This window comes from Streptomyces phaeofaciens, assembly GCF_014648915.1.
Taxonomy (GTDB): Bacteria; Actinomycetota; Actinomycetes; order Streptomycetales; family Streptomycetaceae; genus Streptomyces; species Streptomyces phaeofaciens.
This window is the reverse complement of record NZ_BMSA01000048.1, coordinates 23,612-41,257: the sequence shown is the minus strand read 5'-3', so window position 1 is coordinate 41,257 and position 17,646 is coordinate 23,612. Positions and strand designations below refer to the sequence as shown.

Genomic DNA, 17,646 nt, shown 5'->3' with positions numbered 1-17,646 from the left:
CTCCACAACCTGGCCCTCACTGGATAACTCACACCCCATACGGGACAACCTCTAGTTGACCGGTCAATTCACCTTGTGCGGCGGCTGGGTGGTGGGACTTCGGCGATACACCCAGGGATGGTGGGTCGTGTTGCGGTGAGTGATCGCCAGAGGCCATCAAGGCAGTCACAGGGTGACTATGAAGCTCTTGTCCGATTCGTCATCGATGTCGAAGAGAAGCATATCGGCATCGATGGAATCAGTTTGACCGATCCACTTTGAATCGCATTCATCATTGAATCGTGCGCAAAATGTAAAATTCTACCGACTTGCGATCAGGATTGCGGAGTGCTGCTCTGGAAGAGGTGGGGGGTAAAGGGCTAAATGATCCGGGTCCGAATGGGTGGCGTTCAGCCGAAGGAGGGGGACGACGCGTCATGTGACGACGGGATGCCCCGCGCTGCGACCCGCTATTCGGAGGTTCACGATGACACAGGTCTCTTCTGCCCGCATTCCACTACGCCAGATCATGGCCCTGCTCTTGACGGCCGCCCTGGCGCTCTCCCTCTCGGTGGTGCTCACCGTCACCTCGACGAAAGAAGCAGCCGCCTCGTGCTCCGCCAGCCGGTTCAACGGAACGTGGCGCTCGTCCGACGCGAGGCTGAAGCGTATCGACGTATGGCAGGGAGAGGACTGCCACCTGTACGCCAGGGCCTGGTCCGTCTGCGAGAACGACTCGTCGCATATCTGCAGCTGGGGAAACAGGAGAATGGGAGACAGTCCCGAGCCGAACTTCCAGTTCGTCGGATACAACTGGAGCAACGCCGATGAGGTGCTGCACCTGCGGATGCAGGACACGTCTCACATCTCGGTGTGGGACAGCACCGACTACCACAACGGTAGGAAGGTCAGCTTCACGGTCACGATGTACAAGAGCCTTTGAGCCCGCGAAGGGCAGCAACTCCGCCCGCGCCGCTACTGGACGAGACCCCCCTACCAAGACACGTGGGGGGCCTCGCCGCTCGTCCCCCGCCCCCGACAGGATGCGAACCGCGCCGGGGTGGGCCCCTGTTCGCGGATACCGTGCCGGCTCGACGAGCGAACGGAAGCACTGAGCGTCGACGTCTCAACCCACCGGTACAGAAGCTCTGTTGGTTCCCTGTCCTGCCGCACGCGACCTCCCTCACGCCTTGGTCGAGTGGGTCACCATGCTCATCGTCACCCGCGAGAGTGACCTCCGCTGCAAGCTCCCGCCGTACCAGCGTGCGCTTGTCGCTCTGATGTACCCGCGCCGCCAAGACACCCTCGCCCGGATCGTGGCCGGGTTGGGGATGTCCGTCGGTACCGTCCACGCGTACATCACCTGAACGTCCAGGTCCTCACCGATCCGGCCGGCGAGCTGCTGTGGATCTCGCCCGCCCTGTCGGTCCGCACTCATGACCTCACCGCGGCCCGTATCCACCGCATGATCCGTATCTGCGAATGCCAGGGTGTCCCCGTCCTCGCCGACCGTGCCTACACGGGTGCCGGCTTCTGGGTGACCACCGGACTCAAACGGCCACCGGGCGGCGGGCTCACCCTCACCCAGCGCACCGTCAACCGAGCCCTGGCCGCAGCCCAGGCACCGGTCGAACGCGGCATGGCACGGCTGAAGTCCTGGCAGATCTTCCGAAGATCCCGCATCAGTCCCAACCGCATGACCGACATCACCAAAGCTGTCCTCACCCTGGAAGGGCAGCGCTGAAAACGCTCGCTGACCTCGGCCTTCTCCATGGAGCGGGTGACAAGAATCGAACTCGCGCTCTCAGCTTGGGAAGCTGAGGTGATCTGGGACCTGTCGTTGACCTGACCTGCGGCGGAAGGCGCTGGCGGCCGGTAGGCGGGTCCTTTGGTTTCCCGGTGCTCCCCGCGGTTCCCCACACGATCTGGCACGCATCTGGCCTGACCGCTTCGTCCCGAACTCTCGGCTGGGTAGTCATTGAGGTCCAGCGAGCCGGTCAATCGGCCGCTGACGGCTCTTGGCGGTCGGCTGCGCTCGTGGTGGTTGCTGTACTTCGCTGCTGTACTGCAGCACTCACAGCAGCCGTTCCGCCTGCTCGTACTCGGCTGCCCTGAACGTGGGCCAATACGTGATCTGGGGCTGGGTTCGCTCGATCATTGCCAAAAGCGCCTCTCCGTGCAGGATGCGCACACCGACCTCTGCCCCGTCGAGGCCCGCAAGATTGTCGACCACATAGAGGTAGTAGTGCTCGGGGTTCGCCCTGACAGCCTCCGCCTGCCGGCGTTCCAGCGGCAACGCTTTACTGCGCGCCGAGCGACTGAATGCCTTCACCTCGATCATGCGAGGGGAACTCTCGACGTCGTATGGGAGGCCCGAGGTATGGACGTCCTTCGGGTCGCGGCCGGCGGCTCGCTCCAAGGCCATTACATGTGTGATCGCGGCCTGCTCCGTCTCCTTGTTCCCCACGACACCCCCTCCGGTCAGTCGACCCATGGTGCCGTGAAGACCCTCAGCTTGGGAAGCTGCGGGCATTTGAGGGCGGCTTGGGTGCTGACCTGGGCGAAAGGCCCCGGGCGCTGCGCCGTCGGCCTCTGCGGCTTTCACCGTGGTTCCCTGCTGTTCCCCGCTCGATCTGGTGCGCTTGTGGTGCGGTGAGGCGTGCTGCTCGCGGGCCGCGTCGGTGAGCGGCGTTACCACTTCCGCCACTTGTCCGTGAGCTGGTACCGGCCCAGTCCGTGGCGCGTGGTCAGGGCGACAACATCGACGCCGTGCTCGGTGAGCGACTGGTCGATGTAGTCACACAGCTCCTCGCGCTCGTCGGTTTCGAAGGCCGCTCCGTCGTGGGCTTCGTCCACCGCATTCAGCGCCAGGACAACGCGTTCCACGACGGCGAAGACCTTCTCGTCGCCGGCCTCGCCCAGCCCGGGAAGCTCACCCTCGAAGGAGTCGAGGACCTCATCTGTCGCCGTCAGAAGTACGTCGGGGAACAGCCCGGCCATGCAGGCGCACTCAGGATCCAGGGTGCCGGCGGCAAGCTCCTCGGCCTCCTCGGCCATGCCGTGACGCCAGCTCGTAGTCGGTCTCTCAGTCATGGGCGGGACCGTACAGCTCGGGACTGACAGCGAAGGCTGAGCACTCGCGAGGCGGTCAGCGGCCTCCGCCCGCTTTCCAAGTTGTGGTGGTCCTGGGAGCCTCGGACGGGGCCGTTCACCTGCGTTCATGCACGGCCGGTCATGGGAGCGACTACCGACTTCGGTCCCACCTGAACAGCCGTGAACGGCGTTGAATGAACCCGGAGATCCGGGGCCAGCTGGAGACCGCTCTTCGGAACGCAAGCGTCTGGCTGGAAGAACGGGACATGAGGCGCCAACAGCTGTTCGCCGACTTGGACCGGGCCGTGACGGAACACAGAACCGGCAAGGTCCGCAGGCTTGTGCTCCGTGTCGAAGCGACCGCGTCGGAGGGCCGTACCGAAGCCGAGGACCTCATGGTGGCGCGGGCCACTGACTACGTCGCCAGCCCCGACTTCGCCACGCACCAGCGGATCGAAAGAGGTCTCTGGCCCCAAGTGGCATGCCTACGACGTCACCTGTCCCGACTGCCGCAGGGCCCGCAACGCGCCCTGCGACAGTCCCGGCGGCTTCCACCGGTCACGCGTTGAGAAAGCCGCTGAGTACACCCGTCTCCGCACACCTCGCCTCAACACCTGACCCAAAGCGGACGACGCTGTTCGGCACAGGCGGGACGCCTGCACAAAACACGCACCGCCGCACTGCCCCGGCGTCCAGACGTACCTCCAACGACGCACGGGCACCCGTTGATCCAGCCCGCTCACCACAGGCTGCGGTCACCACTTGCTCGGGGGCGTGTCTTGGCCGGTGCGTCACGGGTGCACGTGGTCGGCTGCCGGCGGGCGTTCGGTTGTCGGGACCATTGAAGTTCGACACGGCCATGCAAATCGGTCTGCTGCACGACAGGCGGCCCGCCGACAACCGCACTGCTTCCTGACGTGAAACGGCTGGCGCCCGGGGCCTGGTTTGACCTCCCTGCCCCCGGGCGCGACGGACCTCGAAGAGATCCATGAGCACCACCGTAGAGACGGCCGCCGCCGATTCGCCATGCCAGTCCAGTCCCTGGGACGGGGTGGACTGCCACACAACCACGAGAGAGGGGCCGCCAGCAGTTGCGCGCCGGCACGGGGTCAGGCGGCCTGGCTGCCGCCGTGTTGTCGCTGCTGTGTGTGCCGTGTTGCTGCTGGCCGGCGGTCTTCTGCCAGACAGCAAGCCGCGTCCAGTTCGCGATCGGGGACTACGCGCTGGAAGCCGTGCCGATGCGGGCGCACGGCGGCCAGGAGAAGAGCGAGGCTCCCTTCACGGTGAAGGAGGCGTCACAAGATCTCCAGCTGTAGTACGTGGGCCTCGGCTGACGTAGGCGGCGGTTCCGGCGGCGGTGAGTGCCGCTGCGACCATGGCCGCGGGTCGGCTGTCCGAGGCCTGGGTCTGCCAGGTCAGCGCTTCCCCCACGGGGCCCATGCCCGGGAACGCCGCCGCGCCGAGCGTCCACCCGAGAGGCAGGAACCACGACCGAGCGGTGCCGACCGTGGCCGTCCCCAGGGCGGTCAGGCCCAGCAGGCCGGCCGCGTCGCGGACGGCACATCCGAACGGCCCGAACCGCGTGCCGGTGAGCAGTGTGGCCAGCAGCAACATGAGTATCCATCCCAGGGCCGTGGCCAGGTGGGACAACCGCAGCCATTCCCACGGCCTCGCCGCCGTGCGGTCCAGGGAGTCGTCGGGGCCTGCGAGCGTGGTGGTGGCGACGGCTACCAGGAGCAGCACCGTCAGGGCGAGTACGGTGCTGCTCACCTCGCCCTTGACGCTGAAGGCCGTCGCCAGGAGCCACGCGAGGGCAGTGCCCGCGACGGCCGCGCCGAGCGCCGCCGGCCCCTGGCGCGAGCGGATGTAGAGCGTCAGTCCTGTCATCGGGCGCCTCGGCTCAGGAGGTCGGTGGTGTCCTGGCACTTCTGGGCGGCTTGATGGACGGCGACGACCCGGGCTTCGGCCTCGGCTCGCGGCAGTGCCTGGAGTCCCTTCCAGAGCCTGACGGCGTCCGGGTCGTCGAACTCGAGGCCATCGGGACCGGCGGTCGGCTCCCGGTCGAGCAGCCAGTAGGCCGCAGCGGTGGCGACGGTGAAGTTCCGGTTGTCTCCGCAGCTGAGAGAGCCGGTGAACACTCCGGTGAGCAGCGTCGGTTCGAGCCGCCTCGGGTGGGCGAGGTGACCGTGCTTGTCGACCGTGATCCCCATCAGCGCGGTGTCGGCCCGCGACCTCGGTGCCGTAGGAGGAGAGAACGTGGAGGTGTCCTCATGTGCCTCGACGATCGATGTGTTCGTCAGGAGTTCCAATGCGTGCCGGGCCTTGGGAGTCACCTCGGGCAGCACCCCTTCGTGCGCCCGGCTGACGCAGACCCGCGGGGTGTCGTCGGTGCACACCAGTTCCTGGGCGACCGGGTCGAGCGTCCCTTGGTCGTAGGCGGCGCCGGTCGGCACCACCAGGACCGTGGCCGTGGCCCCGATCGCCAGCGGCAGCAGCGCGGCGAACGCGAACTTACGGTTCTGGACGGCGAAGAGCACGACGCCGGCCACCGCAACCGCGGCCATCCAGAGTGCCTGGGCTGCGCTGACTCCGCCGCCGACGGTGTCGTAGTCGCTGAACATGCTCATCCCCATGGCCGGGGAGAACGCCGCCGTGAATCCGCCGTCCGGAAGGGCGTGGGGCGCGAGGATCAGTAGTGCGAAGCCGATCACGGCCAGCGCGGGTGCGGTGGCGAGCGCCGGCACCAAGCGTCCGACGGCCAACCCGAGCCAGACCGAGGCGATCATCGCGACCATCCCGACGGCCACGACGACAAACGCGGCCGGCGGCAGGTAGCGCGCCGTGCCGGCGATCCGTGGTGCCGCCGCGAGGAGCGTCACCAGGTAGGCGAGGAGCACCGCCAGGGCCGTCGTGGCCAGGATCGGCACCATGCGCTGCGATCTCGGGCGGGGCACGGCGGCGAGCAGTTCGGCGACGTTCGCCCGGTGCTCGCGATACGACTGCCAGGCGCCGGCGGCCATCGCAAGGGGCGAGAGAACCGCGAGGTATTCGCGCTGCGTCATGGCCAGCGCCATCCACCCCGTGGACCATCGCCCCGCCGTGGCCTGGAGGACGATCGTGCCGGCGACGGCGATCAGGAGCGCGGCGCCGAGGGCGGCCGAGCGCCGGAGCTCGATGCCGAGGATGCGGTTCATGCGTTGCTCCGGTGCCGGCGCAGGAGTGCGGAGTAGCCGCGCTCCGCCGGGCTGTCGCCCGCATCGCCCTGCCCACCACGGGCGATCAGGTCGTCGGGGGTGCCTTGGAAGAGGAGTCGGCCTTCGTTCATGAGGATGACGTCGGTGCAGGCAGCGACGACGTCCTCGACGAGGTGGGTGGAGACCAGCACACAGCTGTCGGCTGCGAGGTCACGCAGCAGGTCGCGGAAGTCGAGACGTTGTTCGGGGTCGAGTCCGACGGTGGGCTCGTCGAGCAGCAGCAGTTCGGGGTCGTTCACGACAGCCTGGGCGATGCCGGCCCGGCGCAGCATGCCGCCCGACAGCGTCCTCATCCTGGCGTCGGCCTTGGTGGTGAGACCCACCCGATCGATCGCGCGTTGTACGGCGTCGGGTATCGCGGTTCTGGGTATTTCCCTGAGCCAGGCCATGTACGCGACGAACTCGCGGACGGTGAACCGCGGGTAGAAGCCGAACTGCTGCGGCAGGTACCCCAGTTTGCGACGCACCTCGCGCAGGTCGGCACGGCCGTCCACCTGCTGGCCGAGCAGCGCCAATGAGCCGCCGGCGGGCTTGACGACGGTGGACAGCGCGCGCATCAGCGTGGTCTTGCCGGCGCCGTTCGGGCCGAGCACACCGTGCACGCCGGCAGTCAGCGTCAAGTCGAGTCCGTCGACGGCCAGGTGCCGGCCGACCCGGACACGCAGTTCCTTTGCGTGGACGAGCCAGGGATGAAGGGTTGGAGCCGTTTCGGCAGCACGCACCGCTCGCATGGGTTCTCTCCTGTCGATCCTGTTGATGGGGGGTCAGTTGCCGCTGGTCAGGCGACGGAAGTGCGTGGCGGCGAGCGGTGTGATCGAGGCAAGGGCCACGGTGGCCACCAACCAGCCGACGGTGCTGTCCGGCTGCAGTACCGGGGACAGGGACTGGGCCGCCACACTCGGCAGCAGGACTGCCGCGCACCAGACCACCGCGAGTCCGATCGCCGCGCGCCGTACGCCGATGAGGGCGCCGAGCACGAGAGCGGCCCCCGTGAACGCCAGGCACGGCAGCAGGGTGAGGGCCAGCGAGGATCCTGTGCTCACACCCGCCACCAGCAATGCCGGAAGCACGACGACGAGCACCGCGAGCGTCCGCCGCAGCACCATGGCCAGGCCGGCTGCCGGTGTGGTGGCGATCAGTTCCCAGGCGGGGTCGGTCCGCCGGCTCCAGGCCACCGCGACGCCGGGCAGCGGAGCCACCGGGGCCAGCAGCAGCACGAGCGACGGCAGGCTCGGCTCGGCGGAGTCCAGGAGTACGCCACAGCCCAGCACCGCGACGGTCACCGCGAGCCAGGGCAGCAGCGTCCACGCGAGCCAGCGTCGGTGCACCGCCGTAACTGGTGTGCGTTGCCGGGTCGGCGACGGGCTCGCCTCGATCGCCTGGCCGAGCGAGACGGCGACACGGTCGAGCAGAGCCGTCGTGGCAGGAGTGGCCTCGGCGGCCAGTGACGCGCGGCAGTCGGCGCACGCGTCGAGATGGACCTCGATCGACCAGAGCGCGGCATCGTCGAGTCCGTGCCCGCCGTCCGCGTAGCGGGCCAGGATCATGGTGGTGGGATGAGTCATGAGAGCGCCTTCCGCAACGCGATCCGGGCCCGCCGCGCGCGGGTTTTCACCGTGCCCTCCGGCATACCGAGCAGCACCGCCGTCTGACGGACCGACAGGTCGTCGAGCACCATCGCCTGCAGCACCTGCCGCAACTCCGGTGGCAACAGCAGCAGCGCCTGTTCGAAGTTCTGGTCGACGCGGTTCGCCATCACCTCGTCCTCGGCGGCCGGCGCGGTCGTATCGAGCAGGGCAACGGCCGGCACCCGCTCCTCCCGGGCGCGTCGGCGGAACGCGTCGACGAGACGGTTCGCGGCGATCGTCCAGAGCCAGCCGACCGCACTGCCCGCCGTCACGGAGCCCGCATAGCTGCCGGCCGCACGCCAGACCGCCAGGTAGGTCTCCTGGAGCACGTCGGCGACGACGTCGTCGTCGGCGCAGCGGCGGCGGAGCCGCACCGCCAACCAGGGCGAAGTGCGCCGATACAACTCGTCGAACGCTGCCCGGTCACCACCGGCGACGCCACGCACGAGTTCTGCCTCGTCGAGGTCTTCCATGCCTTTCACGATCAGGGAGATGAAACGACCGTCCATTCAGGTTCTCGGACGCTTCGGCGCTGCCGAAAGCAACAGCGCCCTACGCCGAGCGCGAGGTCGCCTAGACCGCCGACCGGCCCGAATCGCACCGGGGGCAGCTGCCCTGGAACGCTTCGCGTACGGGGCCCCGCGCCCGCCCGCCGTCGTGACGGGGCGCCAGGTCGACCTCAAAGTTTCTGGCTTGGATCATTCAACTCGCCCTTTATATCTTTGAGTTGCTGTTCCAGATGGGTGATGCGGCGCTGAAGCCGGTCGAGGTCGCCTGGGGCACCGAGGTCGGACTCGGTCCAGACCGTCATGCCCAGCTCCTCGGACAGGCCCGGAGCGAGGCTCTGCTCGCGATCGCTGTTCTGCCCGACTCGGCAGGGGCCGCTGCTGCGGCGTGGACGCGTTCAAGCAGGTCACAGGGGCGATGGCGAAAAGTGCGGTCGACGCGGGCGGCGTGGGCGATCCGGGACACGGTGATGTCCTGACCGCTGCGCAGGGCCGCATCAAGGGCGTGAAGGAAGCGTTCGCGGCTGCTCAGCAGCTCGGCAACGTAGGACTCCAGGTCGGGCAGATAGGAGACGTCGGTGCGGAAGCGGCCGCAGCCCATACGGCGGGAACGGACGGGGAAGTCGTGGCCGCCCGCGGCGACGTCGGACGGCTCGGTGCACAACCCGTAGGAATGGCGACCTCACCGACCGCCCGCCGCGCGTGCTCGGACTCCAGAACGAGCTGGGCCTGGCGCCGGATCCGGCGGCCGTGCCGGTCGAATTGCATGGCCGTGACCGGCTCGACGGCCGCCCGCGTCGTTGCTGGCCCACCAGGTAATAGCCCTGTGTCGTGCTGAGCTGACGGTGGTCCATCAGCTCCTTGAGCACGTCGGGTGCGACACCTGCGTCAGGATCTGCTGGTTTGTACGCCGTCCCTCGGCTTCCACGACGACGTTGACGTAGAGGTTGCGCATCTGTCTGGGCAGCAGCGCCAAGTCCCTTCGTGGGAGTGTTCGGGAAGCACCGACGCACGGTGTCCTGCTGCCGGGTGACCAGCGGCGGTCGCCGCGGCGATGGGTTGGCGCCGACGCAGGCGGTGGGACGTGTAGTTGTCGTAGGGGAGGACCGGCCGGTACCCCGTGTCGGTGATCAGTTCCACTGCGCCGAACCTCACCATGCGCAGCTCGCTCATCCAGCGGTTCGGGGCTTTTCTCGCTCTCGAGCCGGTCTCGCATCCCGTCGACGCCGCGGACCGGCTGTGGATCGTAGACGGCACGCTTGTCCCGGTCCGTGACCGCACGGTCGGCGCCTCCGACCGCAACTACCGATTCTCCGTGAACGCGCAGGTCATCGTCGACGCCGACACCCGCCTGGTCGTGGCCACCGCCCGCCCGGCCCCGGGCAACAAGGCCGACGCCCATGTCTGGCGCGCCTCCGGCCTGCCGGAACCAGTGCCAGGGTGTCACTGTGCTCGGTGACGGCGCCCGCATCAACACCGGCCTGGTCGTCCCGCACCGCAAACGACCCGGCCGGCCCCTGCTGGAAGGCGAGGAAGCCGACAACGCCGAGCATCGCCGGGTCCGCGCTCGCGTCGAGCATGCTTTCGCCGGCATGAAGCGCTACAAGATCCTCCGTGACTGCCCGACAGTACGGCGACGGCCTCCACCACGCGGTCCAAGCCGTCGCCCACATGCACAACCTCGCCCTGGCCGCGTGATCAGAACACTCTCGATCGGGCCTTGACCTGCGAAAATATGTCCTTCTGCGACACGCCTTGGTGCCGCTCCTGCGCCGATACTCCCTGAGGGCCGAATTGGCGTCAGCGATCCCTGGGAAACGTGATGCGGACGCGCTGCAGGCGACCGTTCTCCAGGAGGGGACCCACCTCCACCTCGAACGTGCGCAGCACGTCGCCGCCGTCGCCGCGCAGCTCCAGGATCGACTGCACCACTGCGCCCTCGTCGTCGAACAGCTCGACTCGGACCACTGCGGCCGACGTGTCCCGCAACTCGCGCTCACGGCGCCGCCGTACGGCGACCCAGGCGGCGGCGAGGAGGGCCGTCACCCCGCCCGCGGCGAGGTTCTGACCCACGCCGACGAGGGTGTCGAGGAGTACTCCGCGATGGCCCGTCCCTCCGGTCTCCCGCTGGAACGGGGGGAACGCGTCGGGCAGCACCTCCTTGAGCTCCGTCGGCTCCAGACCGCTGTTCTCCACTTCGTATCGCACGACACCTCCGATGGATCTGACTCTTGTGGCGCTCGCCTCTGCCTAGGCGTGCATCACCCAGGGGGCGACTCCGGGAACCGGTGTCCTGGCATTCAGTGCCCGGACCAGGCCGGCGGGCGTGGCGCGGCCGGACAGGCTCTGCCGCAGAGCCTCAACGATGAGCGGACCCCAGACCATGTCCTTGATCGTTCGGGTGGGAGAGATGACCAGGCGGGCTCCCGCCGCCAGGAACGAGGTCGCCAGCGGTGGGCCGCTGACCGCGCCCAGGGCCGGGCCACTACCTCCCGCGCACACCGTCAGCACCACCACCGCACGCGGATTGACCGGCAGCGCCGCGATCTCGGCGGGCAGGACCCAGCGGTCCCGCAGCAACAGGGCGGGCGTACCGCCCAGATGGGGCACTGCCTCACAGTGCGTGGACAGCCACAGCAGGGTCGCCTCCGCTGCGCAGGAGCTCAGACGGTCGAAGGTGGCGTCGTCTTGGACGTGGGCGCGTACCCCGAGCAGGGCGGCGACCTCGCGTGCCTCGGCCAGCGAGCCGGGCAGCGCTTCCCCGTTCCCCGGCGCGCCGCCCATCGGATCGCCCAGAACGCGCGCGCGGCGCGACAACGGGCGGGTCGCGGCGCCGAACCGCGGGCGGGCGCTGTGCCTGCGGACGACGACGTGGCGCTGCGCCAGCGCACGGCCGGTGGCGTCCGGGAGGTTCTCCACCGGGAGCGCCTGCCACGGCTCGGGCAGCCGCAGTGACACCTCGACCGCATCTCGCGCCGCCGCGTGCAGCCGGTCCGCCAGCTGACGGACCGCGGTCTGGTCGGTCGGCTCCAGTGGCGGCTCCGAGGGTGCGAGGCGGTGCAGATCGGCGACCGTCTGTGCGCGGGCCCGCGGCAGAGCGAAGGTGGATACGGTGACGTCCACGTCACGGGACCGGCGGCAGCCGATCACGTGTGCGTCCTCGGGTCCTTGGACGAGGTCGACGGTGGCCTGGTCCCGGCGGGTGAACCAGGAACGCACCTCGGCCCGTTGCCGTGCGAGGTGGGGCGCGAACAACTGGGGCGCGGTGACGCGGGAGGCGTAGAGCGTCTTCAGCCGGCGGGCGTCCCGCCGCTCGATCATGAGCAGATGCATCTGTTCCAGCAGACGGATGTCGCGGATGGGGCCGATGGCGATGGCCGTCCGCTTGCCGAACTCGATCGCCGCCAGCGTGTACTGCAGTCGCTGGGGCAGCCGGGCGGCGCGGCGCCCGAAGCGGCGCACCCCCTGCTGCATGCGGCGGTCGAGGGGGTGTGGGGGTGGGCCGTCATGGAGGCGGAAGGCGGTGCGCCTGCCGTGGGTGCGGACGAACTCGGCGGCCCACCGGCGCAGTTGTGCGGCGTCTTCCGTATTGCCGAAGGTGAAGGCCGATACGGCCGGCTGGAAGGTGAGCGCGAGGAGCCGGTCGATCCGGGCCTGGATGTCGCGCTGCCGGACGGGATCCCCGGCAGGCAGGCCCGCGCTGTCGTCGATGACGGCGGAGACGAGCGGGGCGGGTGTGGCCGAGCGAGTGACCTCCAGGCCGACCTGCTCGCGGACCTGCTCGGGAACATCCGACGACAGCACCCATGCGGCCCCGGCCCAGGGCGGGATGTTCCAGCAGGTGTCGAGCATCCCGAGCAGCCCGAGGACCATCAGATTCTCGAAGACCCGGGCCTTGACGCGGTCTATGGCCCTCAAGCCGAACATGTCCGGCATCGAGGAGTCGTCCCGCCGCATCTGATACGACTCCAGCAGCACCTGGAGGGTCGGGGACCAGGGGGTGATGTCTCCCTTGGAGTGCAGCAGCAGGTCCGGCCAGTCGTGCACGTCGTTGCCGGGCTCGGTCAGCAGGAGGGCGGCGGCGCGGAAGCGGGCCGGTCCGACCTGCGACCAGGAGTCCGGGCGCAGAGGGCCCCACTCGGCGTCGGCTGCGCCACGCTCGCCGAGGAGTACGCCGACCATCTCGCGCTGCGCACGCACCAGGTCCGACTCCTCGACGGCGAGTGACGCGTCGAACTGCGACCGCGCGGCATCCAGAGTGCCGTTGCGGTACAGCACATAGCCGAGGTCGGCCTGCACACCGCCCATGTACAGCGGTACTCGGGCGGCGGCCTGGGCCCAGCGGGCGAAGCTGTACGCGCCGAGCGCATCGCCTTGGGAAGCCAGGCGCCGGGCCTGGACGGACAGGCTGATGCCCAGTTCCCGGTGGTTGCTGCTGAGGAGACGGGCGCACAGACCCAGCTGATTGTGCCAGCGCACGATTGCCGTCGGGGCGCCGGTGAGCGCCGCCACGTCGGCCAGTTCGAGGTGCACGGGCGCGAGCAGGTCGTAGTCGTCAGGGGCGGCTGCGTCGGCGATCTCGGACAGCGCCAAGTGGGCGGTCCAGAAGTCGCCGGAGTGGGCCGCGCTCTGTGCGATGGTCAGCAACTGCCAGGGGCGGTCACGCCATAGCTCGGGTGCATCGAAGACGGAACCGGGACGCAGGAGATTGGGATCGAACTCGCGTGCCGCGCCGCTGGGCGCGTCGCGTGCCGCGTAGGTGTCGTCCTTCGCGTAGAGAGAGAGCCGGTGGCGCTGGTGGCGGATCTCGCGCAGCGGCTCGTCACGTTCCTCGTCGGGCAGGCCCGCCGCCGCTTCCTCGGCCAGTCGGTAGCGCTGGTGGGCTTCGTCGAAGCGTCGCAGATCGCGCAGCGTGTTGGCGGTGTGGACGTGGAAGGTCATGGCCAGGGCGGGGGATAGCCTGGGCAGCTGCGGTTCGAGGCTGAGAATGGTGTTGAGCGACTCCTCCAGCTCGCCGCGCTCCCGGATGACGGAGGCCGCGGCAAGAGTCACCCGCGCCCGGGTCTGCTCGTCCGCGTACTCGTCGAGGATCTCCCGGTATCGGGACACCGGCAGCGGGGCGAGATGCCAGAGTCTGCGTTCGACGACGAAGCGGATGTAGAGGTCGAAGCCGCGCAGCAGCTCCGAGCGCAGCTCCTGCGAGGCAAGCGCGTAGGCGCCGGGGTCCTGGGTGAGGGACAGGGCGCCCAGCGCGACGGCGCCCACGCCAAAAGCCGGATCGTCGGGGTCCGGCGTCCCGAAGTCGGGGCGGTTCGCGATACCTTCGACCAGCGCCTTGAGGTCCGTGTACCGGCGTGACTGGTGTTCGGCCTCCTCCAGGACCGACCGGCCCACCGCCAGCGGGAGCCGAGAGGCAACGTCGTCGGACGTCTCGTCGAACTGGCGCACAAGGCCACGTGGGAGATCCGCCAGATACTCCTCGAATTGCGCCGCGGCGGCTCGGGAGACATCCGGCCCCCCGGTCTCGAATATGAGCGCGCCGGCCGCCAGCCAGCAGTGGGCCATCTTCTCGCCGTCGATGAAACGGGCCACCAGCCGGGGGTAACCGCTCACCGGTTGAGGCGCGAGATGCGGAATGCGATGGATCACGAGCCAGGTCAGGAAGACACCCAGATCATGCAACTGGGTCTGCCGGTCGTTTTCGTCCAGCGGGTCGAGCAGCTCAGGTTCGGCGCAGATGCGCCAGGCGATGAGTGCGGCGCGGCCGAGCAAAGGAAAATCATGATCTGCGTCCGTGTCGCGGTCGACGTCTTCCGTGTCCTGGCGACAGGAATTGATCAGCTTGGTCAGGTTCGAATATCGGAATGAATCGCCTTGGGCCTCTTCGACCACAGCCTTACCCACCCGGAACGCGAGATCGGACGCGCGTTCGTCCCCCTTATGGGATATGTCCTGCTGCACCCGTCAACTCTACTGCCAAAAGGGTGAGTTGGAATGGCTGCAGGATGGCGGCCACTGCGTCTCTCCCTGAGCGCGTGCCCGCCGTCTCGGCCAGGCCACCCGCGCGGTCCGACAATGCCGTACCACCGCACCGACGTCGCCCCGCTCCGGCGGACCCCATGACCGGCCCCTTCACGCTCGCGCAGACCGACGGGTTGGTCACCCGCAGCCACAGCGACGGCGTCACGGACCTCGTCGACATCGTCGGCGCCGACAACGGCACCCGCACCTTCGTCTTCTCGACCACCGTGGACCAGTCCGACAACGTCTACCGGGCCGGCGACGTCCCGCACCGCTGGATCGACAACATCACCATCAGCCTGTCGCCTCGGACTCCACCGTGACGAGGATGCACTGACCCGCCACCAGCCACCGGCGATGCCGGAATCCCTCTACGCCCGTTCCCGGCCCAACCATGCCGGGTGTTGCGCGGGTTGGCCGGGCCCTGGCCGGTGCGGATGGTGCTGTGAGGCAGGGACCCGCGTCCGCAGAGCGGCATCACACGAAGATCACGAGGAGTCGCCTCGCGCCAGGCATCTTCGAATGAGGTCAGTGGTGGAGACACCCGCCGTGTACTCCACGAGCTGCAACTTCCCCGCAGCGGCCACCGGACCGAAGACCTCTTCGATGGCATCCGGCGAGATGTCGTCCCCGTGCACGACCATCGCGATGTCGTGATCGTCCAGGAACTCAGTCGTCACGCGTTGCGGAGCGTTCGGTATCACCGCATCGACGTAGCGGCATGACTCGATCACCGTGACCCGCTCGGCCAGGGTCATGATGGGCGTTCGCTTGTACTCGGTCACGGCCTCGTCCGAGAGGACGCCGACGATCAGCCGGTCTCCGAAGGTTCGCGCGGCCTTGAGAAGTGCCACATGGCCCGGGTGGAAGAGATCTCCGACCATGTCGACGTAGACGTTCCTCCGCTTGCTCGTCCCAGCATGGTCGGCCACGGCCGCTGCCCCCTCTGCATCATCCGGCTGACCGACCCTGGAGTGATCGCTTCCCACTGTCGACCACGGCTCCGATGCAACGATCACTGATGATCTACGCCCGGTGCCGGTGGGCGGAGGCGTGTCCCTGCAGTCAAGAGCCACGACCCGCGACATCACTCGTTGATCTCAGCAGCGACGACCGGCAAGCGCACGGTCCCGTCCTCCCTGAGCGGCAAACGCCCAGCTCACCACAGGATTCCCGGCCCGGTAGGTAGCCCGACTACCCCCTCCGCACACCCCCTCGCCCCCTGGACCAGAAGAACGAGGGTGAGGGGACGGGCAGGGGCGGGGTGGGTGTGCGGTCGGGGGATCGGGGCGGCTGGGTGTGTTGTACGTGGGCGTTGCCGGGTCCTGTGCTAGAAGGTCAGGTTCCAGGCGTCGATGCTGCCTGTGTCGGAGGCGGCGTTGTCGTTGACGCGCAGCTTCCAGGTGCCGTTCGCGACCTCCGAGGAGGCGTTCACGGTGTAGGTCTGGGCGATGTTGTCGGCGCTGCCGCCGGTGTGGTTGTGCAGCGTGTAGACGGTGCCGTCCGGCGCCACCAGGTCGACCTTCAGGTCACCGATGTAGGTGTGCTTGATGTCCATACCCACCTTGAGGGTGGCCGGGGCGTTGCCGGTCACGCCGGTGACGGCGATCGGGCTCTCCACGGTCGCGTTGTCGTTGACGGCGAAGTCCGCGAGGTTCTCGAAGTACTTGCCCGGCGGCGGGGTGGTCCCGACCGCCTTGAGGGCGTCGACCTGTCCCTCGCCGAAGAACGAGTTGTTGGCCGTCGTGCCCGTGCAGCGGCTGTCCGAGGGGCAGGCGATGTCGTTGGCCTGGGCGGCCAGCTTGGCGCGGATCTGCGCCGGGGTGATGCCCGGGTTGGCGCTGGCGATGAGTGCCGCCACGCCGACCACGTGCGGGGTGGCCATCGAGGTGCCGCTCTTGCTGCCGTAGCCGCCGCCGGGGACGGTGGAGTACACGTTGCTGCCCGGTGCCGCGACGTCGATGACGCCCTGCCCGTAGTTGGAGAACGAGGCCTTGGTGACGCCTGTGCCGTTGGCCGCCACTGTGACCACGCCCGGCAGCTCGGTCGGGATGTCGAGGCAGGCGTTGGTGATCGTGCGGGTGACCGGCGTCGAGTCGTTCGGGCTGGCGGAGTCGGTCGTCTTGTGGGCGAGGTCGTAATTCTCGTTGCCCGCGGCGGCGATCTGGAGGGAGCCCTTGCCCTCGGCGTACTCCTGGGCGCGCGTGACGCCCTCGATGATGGCGGCCTGGTCGATGTTGTCCGGGCAGTTGAACTGCCACGGGTCCGTGTAATAGCTGTTGTTGGTGACCTTGAAGCCGTGGTCACCGGCCCAGACGAAGCCGCAGATGGTGTTCTCGGCGAAGAAGAAGGACTTGCCCGGCTCGGCGACCCGGACCGCGGCGATCTTCACCCCGGGGGCCACGCCGACGACGCCCTTGCCGTTCTTGGCCGCGGCGACGGTGCCTGCCACGTGGGTGCCGTGCGTGTCGACGTCCCGCCAGGCGCCGGCACGGGTGTCGGGCTTGCCGTAGGCGCAGGAGACAGAGTCGGCCGCGTCGAAGTTGGGCGCCAGGTCCTGGTGCTGGTCGTCCACACCGGTGTCCAGGATGCCGACCGTGACGGAGGTGGAGCCTGGGTTCACGGCCCAGGCCTGGTCGGCCTTGATCTGGCTCATGTCGGCCCGGACCGGTTCTCCGGCCGGGGTCGAGGCCTGGGCCGGATTGGCCGGGAGCGCAGGGTTGTAGGCGTCGGCCGGGACGTCCGAGGTGCGCGTGGCGCCGACCTGCTGCACGCCGGCGACGCCGCGCATGGTGGCGGCGAATCCGCTGGACGCCGAGTGGGCGACGATCACGCCGATGGCGTCGAAGTTCGAGAAGACGGTGCCGCCGTTGGCCGCGATCGCGGAGCGGACCGCCGAACTGTCACCGGGGGCGGTGATCACGAGGTAGGCACGCGTGCCGGCCACCCAGGTCGCACTCTGGGAAGCCGGCACGGCGACCGGAGCGAGGGCCTTGGCGGCCGGCGCGGGGGAGGGGCCGACGGGGAGCGTGCCCGCGAGGGCGCCCGGGGCGCCGAACGCGAGGGTGGCGCCGAGCGTGGCCGCCAGGACCAGCGTGCGTCTGGTCCGGCTCGATATGTGGGGTATCAATGCGTCCTCCGGAGACGGCCCGGCCGTGCCGAGGG

16 protein-coding genes and 2 pseudogenes are annotated in these 17,646 nt (G+C 68.9%); 5 read left to right on the top strand and 13 right to left on the bottom strand.

Annotated elements, in window-relative coordinates; genetic code table 11:
* Positions 1 to 466 precede the first annotated feature (466 nt).
* Complete coding sequence (locus IE275_RS42750) at positions 467 to 922, top strand: hypothetical protein (protein ID WP_189718107.1); 456 nt, start codon at positions 467 to 469, stop codon at positions 920 to 922.
* A 208-nt stretch (positions 923 to 1,130) separates the two neighbouring features.
* Positions 1,131 to 1,723, top strand: a pseudogene (locus tag IE275_RS42745) (transposase family protein).
* A gap of 330 nt (positions 1,724 to 2,053) precedes the next feature.
* On the opposite strand, the gene IE275_RS42740 reads toward IE275_RS42745, so the two are convergent.
* From IE275_RS42740 to IE275_RS42705, 9 genes are all read right to left on the bottom strand, one after another.
* Positions 2,054 to 2,446 carry a protein NO VEIN domain-containing protein gene (locus IE275_RS42740; RefSeq protein ID WP_189718103.1) on the bottom strand — a complete coding sequence of 131 codons (393 nt, stop codon included), beginning with the start codon at positions 2,444 to 2,446 and terminating at the stop codon, positions 2,054 to 2,056.
* A gap of 224 nt (positions 2,447 to 2,670) precedes the next feature.
* Positions 2,671 to 3,036, bottom strand: coding sequence for a hypothetical protein (locus IE275_RS42735; protein WP_229871249.1), 366 nt, complete (start codon positions 3,034 to 3,036; stop codon positions 2,671 to 2,673).
* A gap of 1,314 nt (positions 3,037 to 4,350) precedes the next feature.
* A complete protein-coding gene (locus IE275_RS42730) occupies positions 4,351 to 4,959 on the bottom strand; it encodes a hypothetical protein (RefSeq protein ID WP_189718101.1) in 609 nt (202 codons plus the stop codon).
* Positions 4,956 to 6,266, bottom strand: a complete 1,311-nt coding sequence (locus IE275_RS42725) for a hypothetical protein (protein ID WP_189718100.1) — start codon at positions 6,264 to 6,266, stop codon at positions 4,956 to 4,958. Before IE275_RS42725 ends, IE275_RS42730 begins: the two co-directional genes overlap by 4 nt.
* Positions 6,263 to 7,057, bottom strand: a complete 795-nt coding sequence (locus tag IE275_RS42720) for an ABC transporter ATP-binding protein (protein WP_189718099.1) — start codon at positions 7,055 to 7,057, stop codon at positions 6,263 to 6,265. The genes IE275_RS42725 and IE275_RS42720 overlap by 4 nt, the downstream gene beginning before the upstream one ends.
* A gap of 33 nt (positions 7,058 to 7,090) precedes the next feature.
* On the bottom strand, positions 7,091 to 7,891 hold the full coding sequence (locus tag IE275_RS42715; protein WP_189718098.1) for a zf-HC2 domain-containing protein: 801 nt from the start codon (positions 7,889 to 7,891) through the stop codon (positions 7,091 to 7,093).
* A complete protein-coding gene (locus IE275_RS42710) occupies positions 7,888 to 8,427 on the bottom strand; it encodes an RNA polymerase sigma factor (protein WP_189718097.1) in 540 nt (179 codons plus the stop codon). The genes IE275_RS42715 and IE275_RS42710 overlap by 4 nt, the downstream gene beginning before the upstream one ends.
* A 206-nt stretch (positions 8,428 to 8,633) precedes the next feature.
* Positions 8,634 to 8,765 carry a hypothetical protein gene (locus IE275_RS46975; protein WP_268255358.1) on the bottom strand — a complete coding sequence of 44 codons (132 nt, stop codon included), beginning with the start codon at positions 8,763 to 8,765 and terminating at the stop codon, positions 8,634 to 8,636.
* Positions 8,762 to 9,124 carry a hypothetical protein gene (locus tag IE275_RS42705; protein WP_189718096.1) on the bottom strand — a complete coding sequence of 121 codons (363 nt, stop codon included), beginning with the start codon at positions 9,122 to 9,124 and terminating at the stop codon, positions 8,762 to 8,764. The genes IE275_RS46975 and IE275_RS42705 overlap by 4 nt, the downstream gene beginning before the upstream one ends.
* Before the next feature lie 504 nt (positions 9,125 to 9,628).
* Here IE275_RS42705 and IE275_RS42700 point away from each other — a divergent pair.
* Positions 9,629 to 10,158, top strand: a pseudogene (locus IE275_RS42700) (transposase family protein); the annotation flags it as partial.
* 102 nt (positions 10,159 to 10,260) lie between these two features.
* On the opposite strand, the gene IE275_RS42695 reads toward IE275_RS42700, so the two are convergent.
* On the bottom strand, positions 10,261 to 10,668 hold the full coding sequence (locus tag IE275_RS42695; RefSeq protein ID WP_189718095.1) for a hypothetical protein: 408 nt from the start codon (positions 10,666 to 10,668) through the stop codon (positions 10,261 to 10,263).
* 42 nt (positions 10,669 to 10,710) lie between these two features.
* Entirely contained in the window at positions 10,711 to 14,073 is a 3,363-nt protein-coding gene (locus IE275_RS42690; RefSeq protein WP_189718094.1) for a CHAT domain-containing protein, read from the bottom strand.
* A 27-nt stretch (positions 14,074 to 14,100) separates the two neighbouring features.
* Here IE275_RS42690 and IE275_RS42685 point away from each other — a divergent pair, with 27 nt between their 5' ends.
* Together IE275_RS42685 and IE275_RS42680 are read left to right on the top strand one after the other, a co-directional pair.
* Positions 14,101 to 14,328 (top strand): hypothetical protein, encoded by a 228-nt coding sequence (locus tag IE275_RS42685; RefSeq protein ID WP_189718093.1) that lies wholly within the window; start codon positions 14,101 to 14,103, stop codon positions 14,326 to 14,328.
* Between the two features lie 251 nt (positions 14,329 to 14,579).
* A complete protein-coding gene (locus tag IE275_RS42680) occupies positions 14,580 to 14,804 on the top strand; it encodes a hypothetical protein (protein WP_189718092.1) in 225 nt (74 codons plus the stop codon).
* A 165-nt stretch (positions 14,805 to 14,969) separates the two neighbouring features.
* Here IE275_RS42680 and IE275_RS42675 read toward each other — a convergent pair whose 3' ends face one another.
* Together IE275_RS42675 and IE275_RS42670 are read right to left on the bottom strand one after the other, a co-directional pair.
* Positions 14,970 to 15,413 carry an adenylyltransferase/cytidyltransferase family protein gene (locus tag IE275_RS42675; protein ID WP_189718091.1) on the bottom strand — a complete coding sequence of 148 codons (444 nt, stop codon included), beginning with the start codon at positions 15,411 to 15,413 and terminating at the stop codon, positions 14,970 to 14,972.
* Between the two features lie 398 nt (positions 15,414 to 15,811).
* The gene (locus IE275_RS42670; RefSeq protein WP_189718090.1) at positions 15,812 to 17,611 is read right to left on the bottom strand and encodes a S8 family peptidase; all 1,800 of its coding nucleotides are present in this window, start codon (positions 17,609 to 17,611) and stop codon (positions 15,812 to 15,814) included.
* Between the last annotated feature and the right edge of the window lie 35 nt (positions 17,612 to 17,646).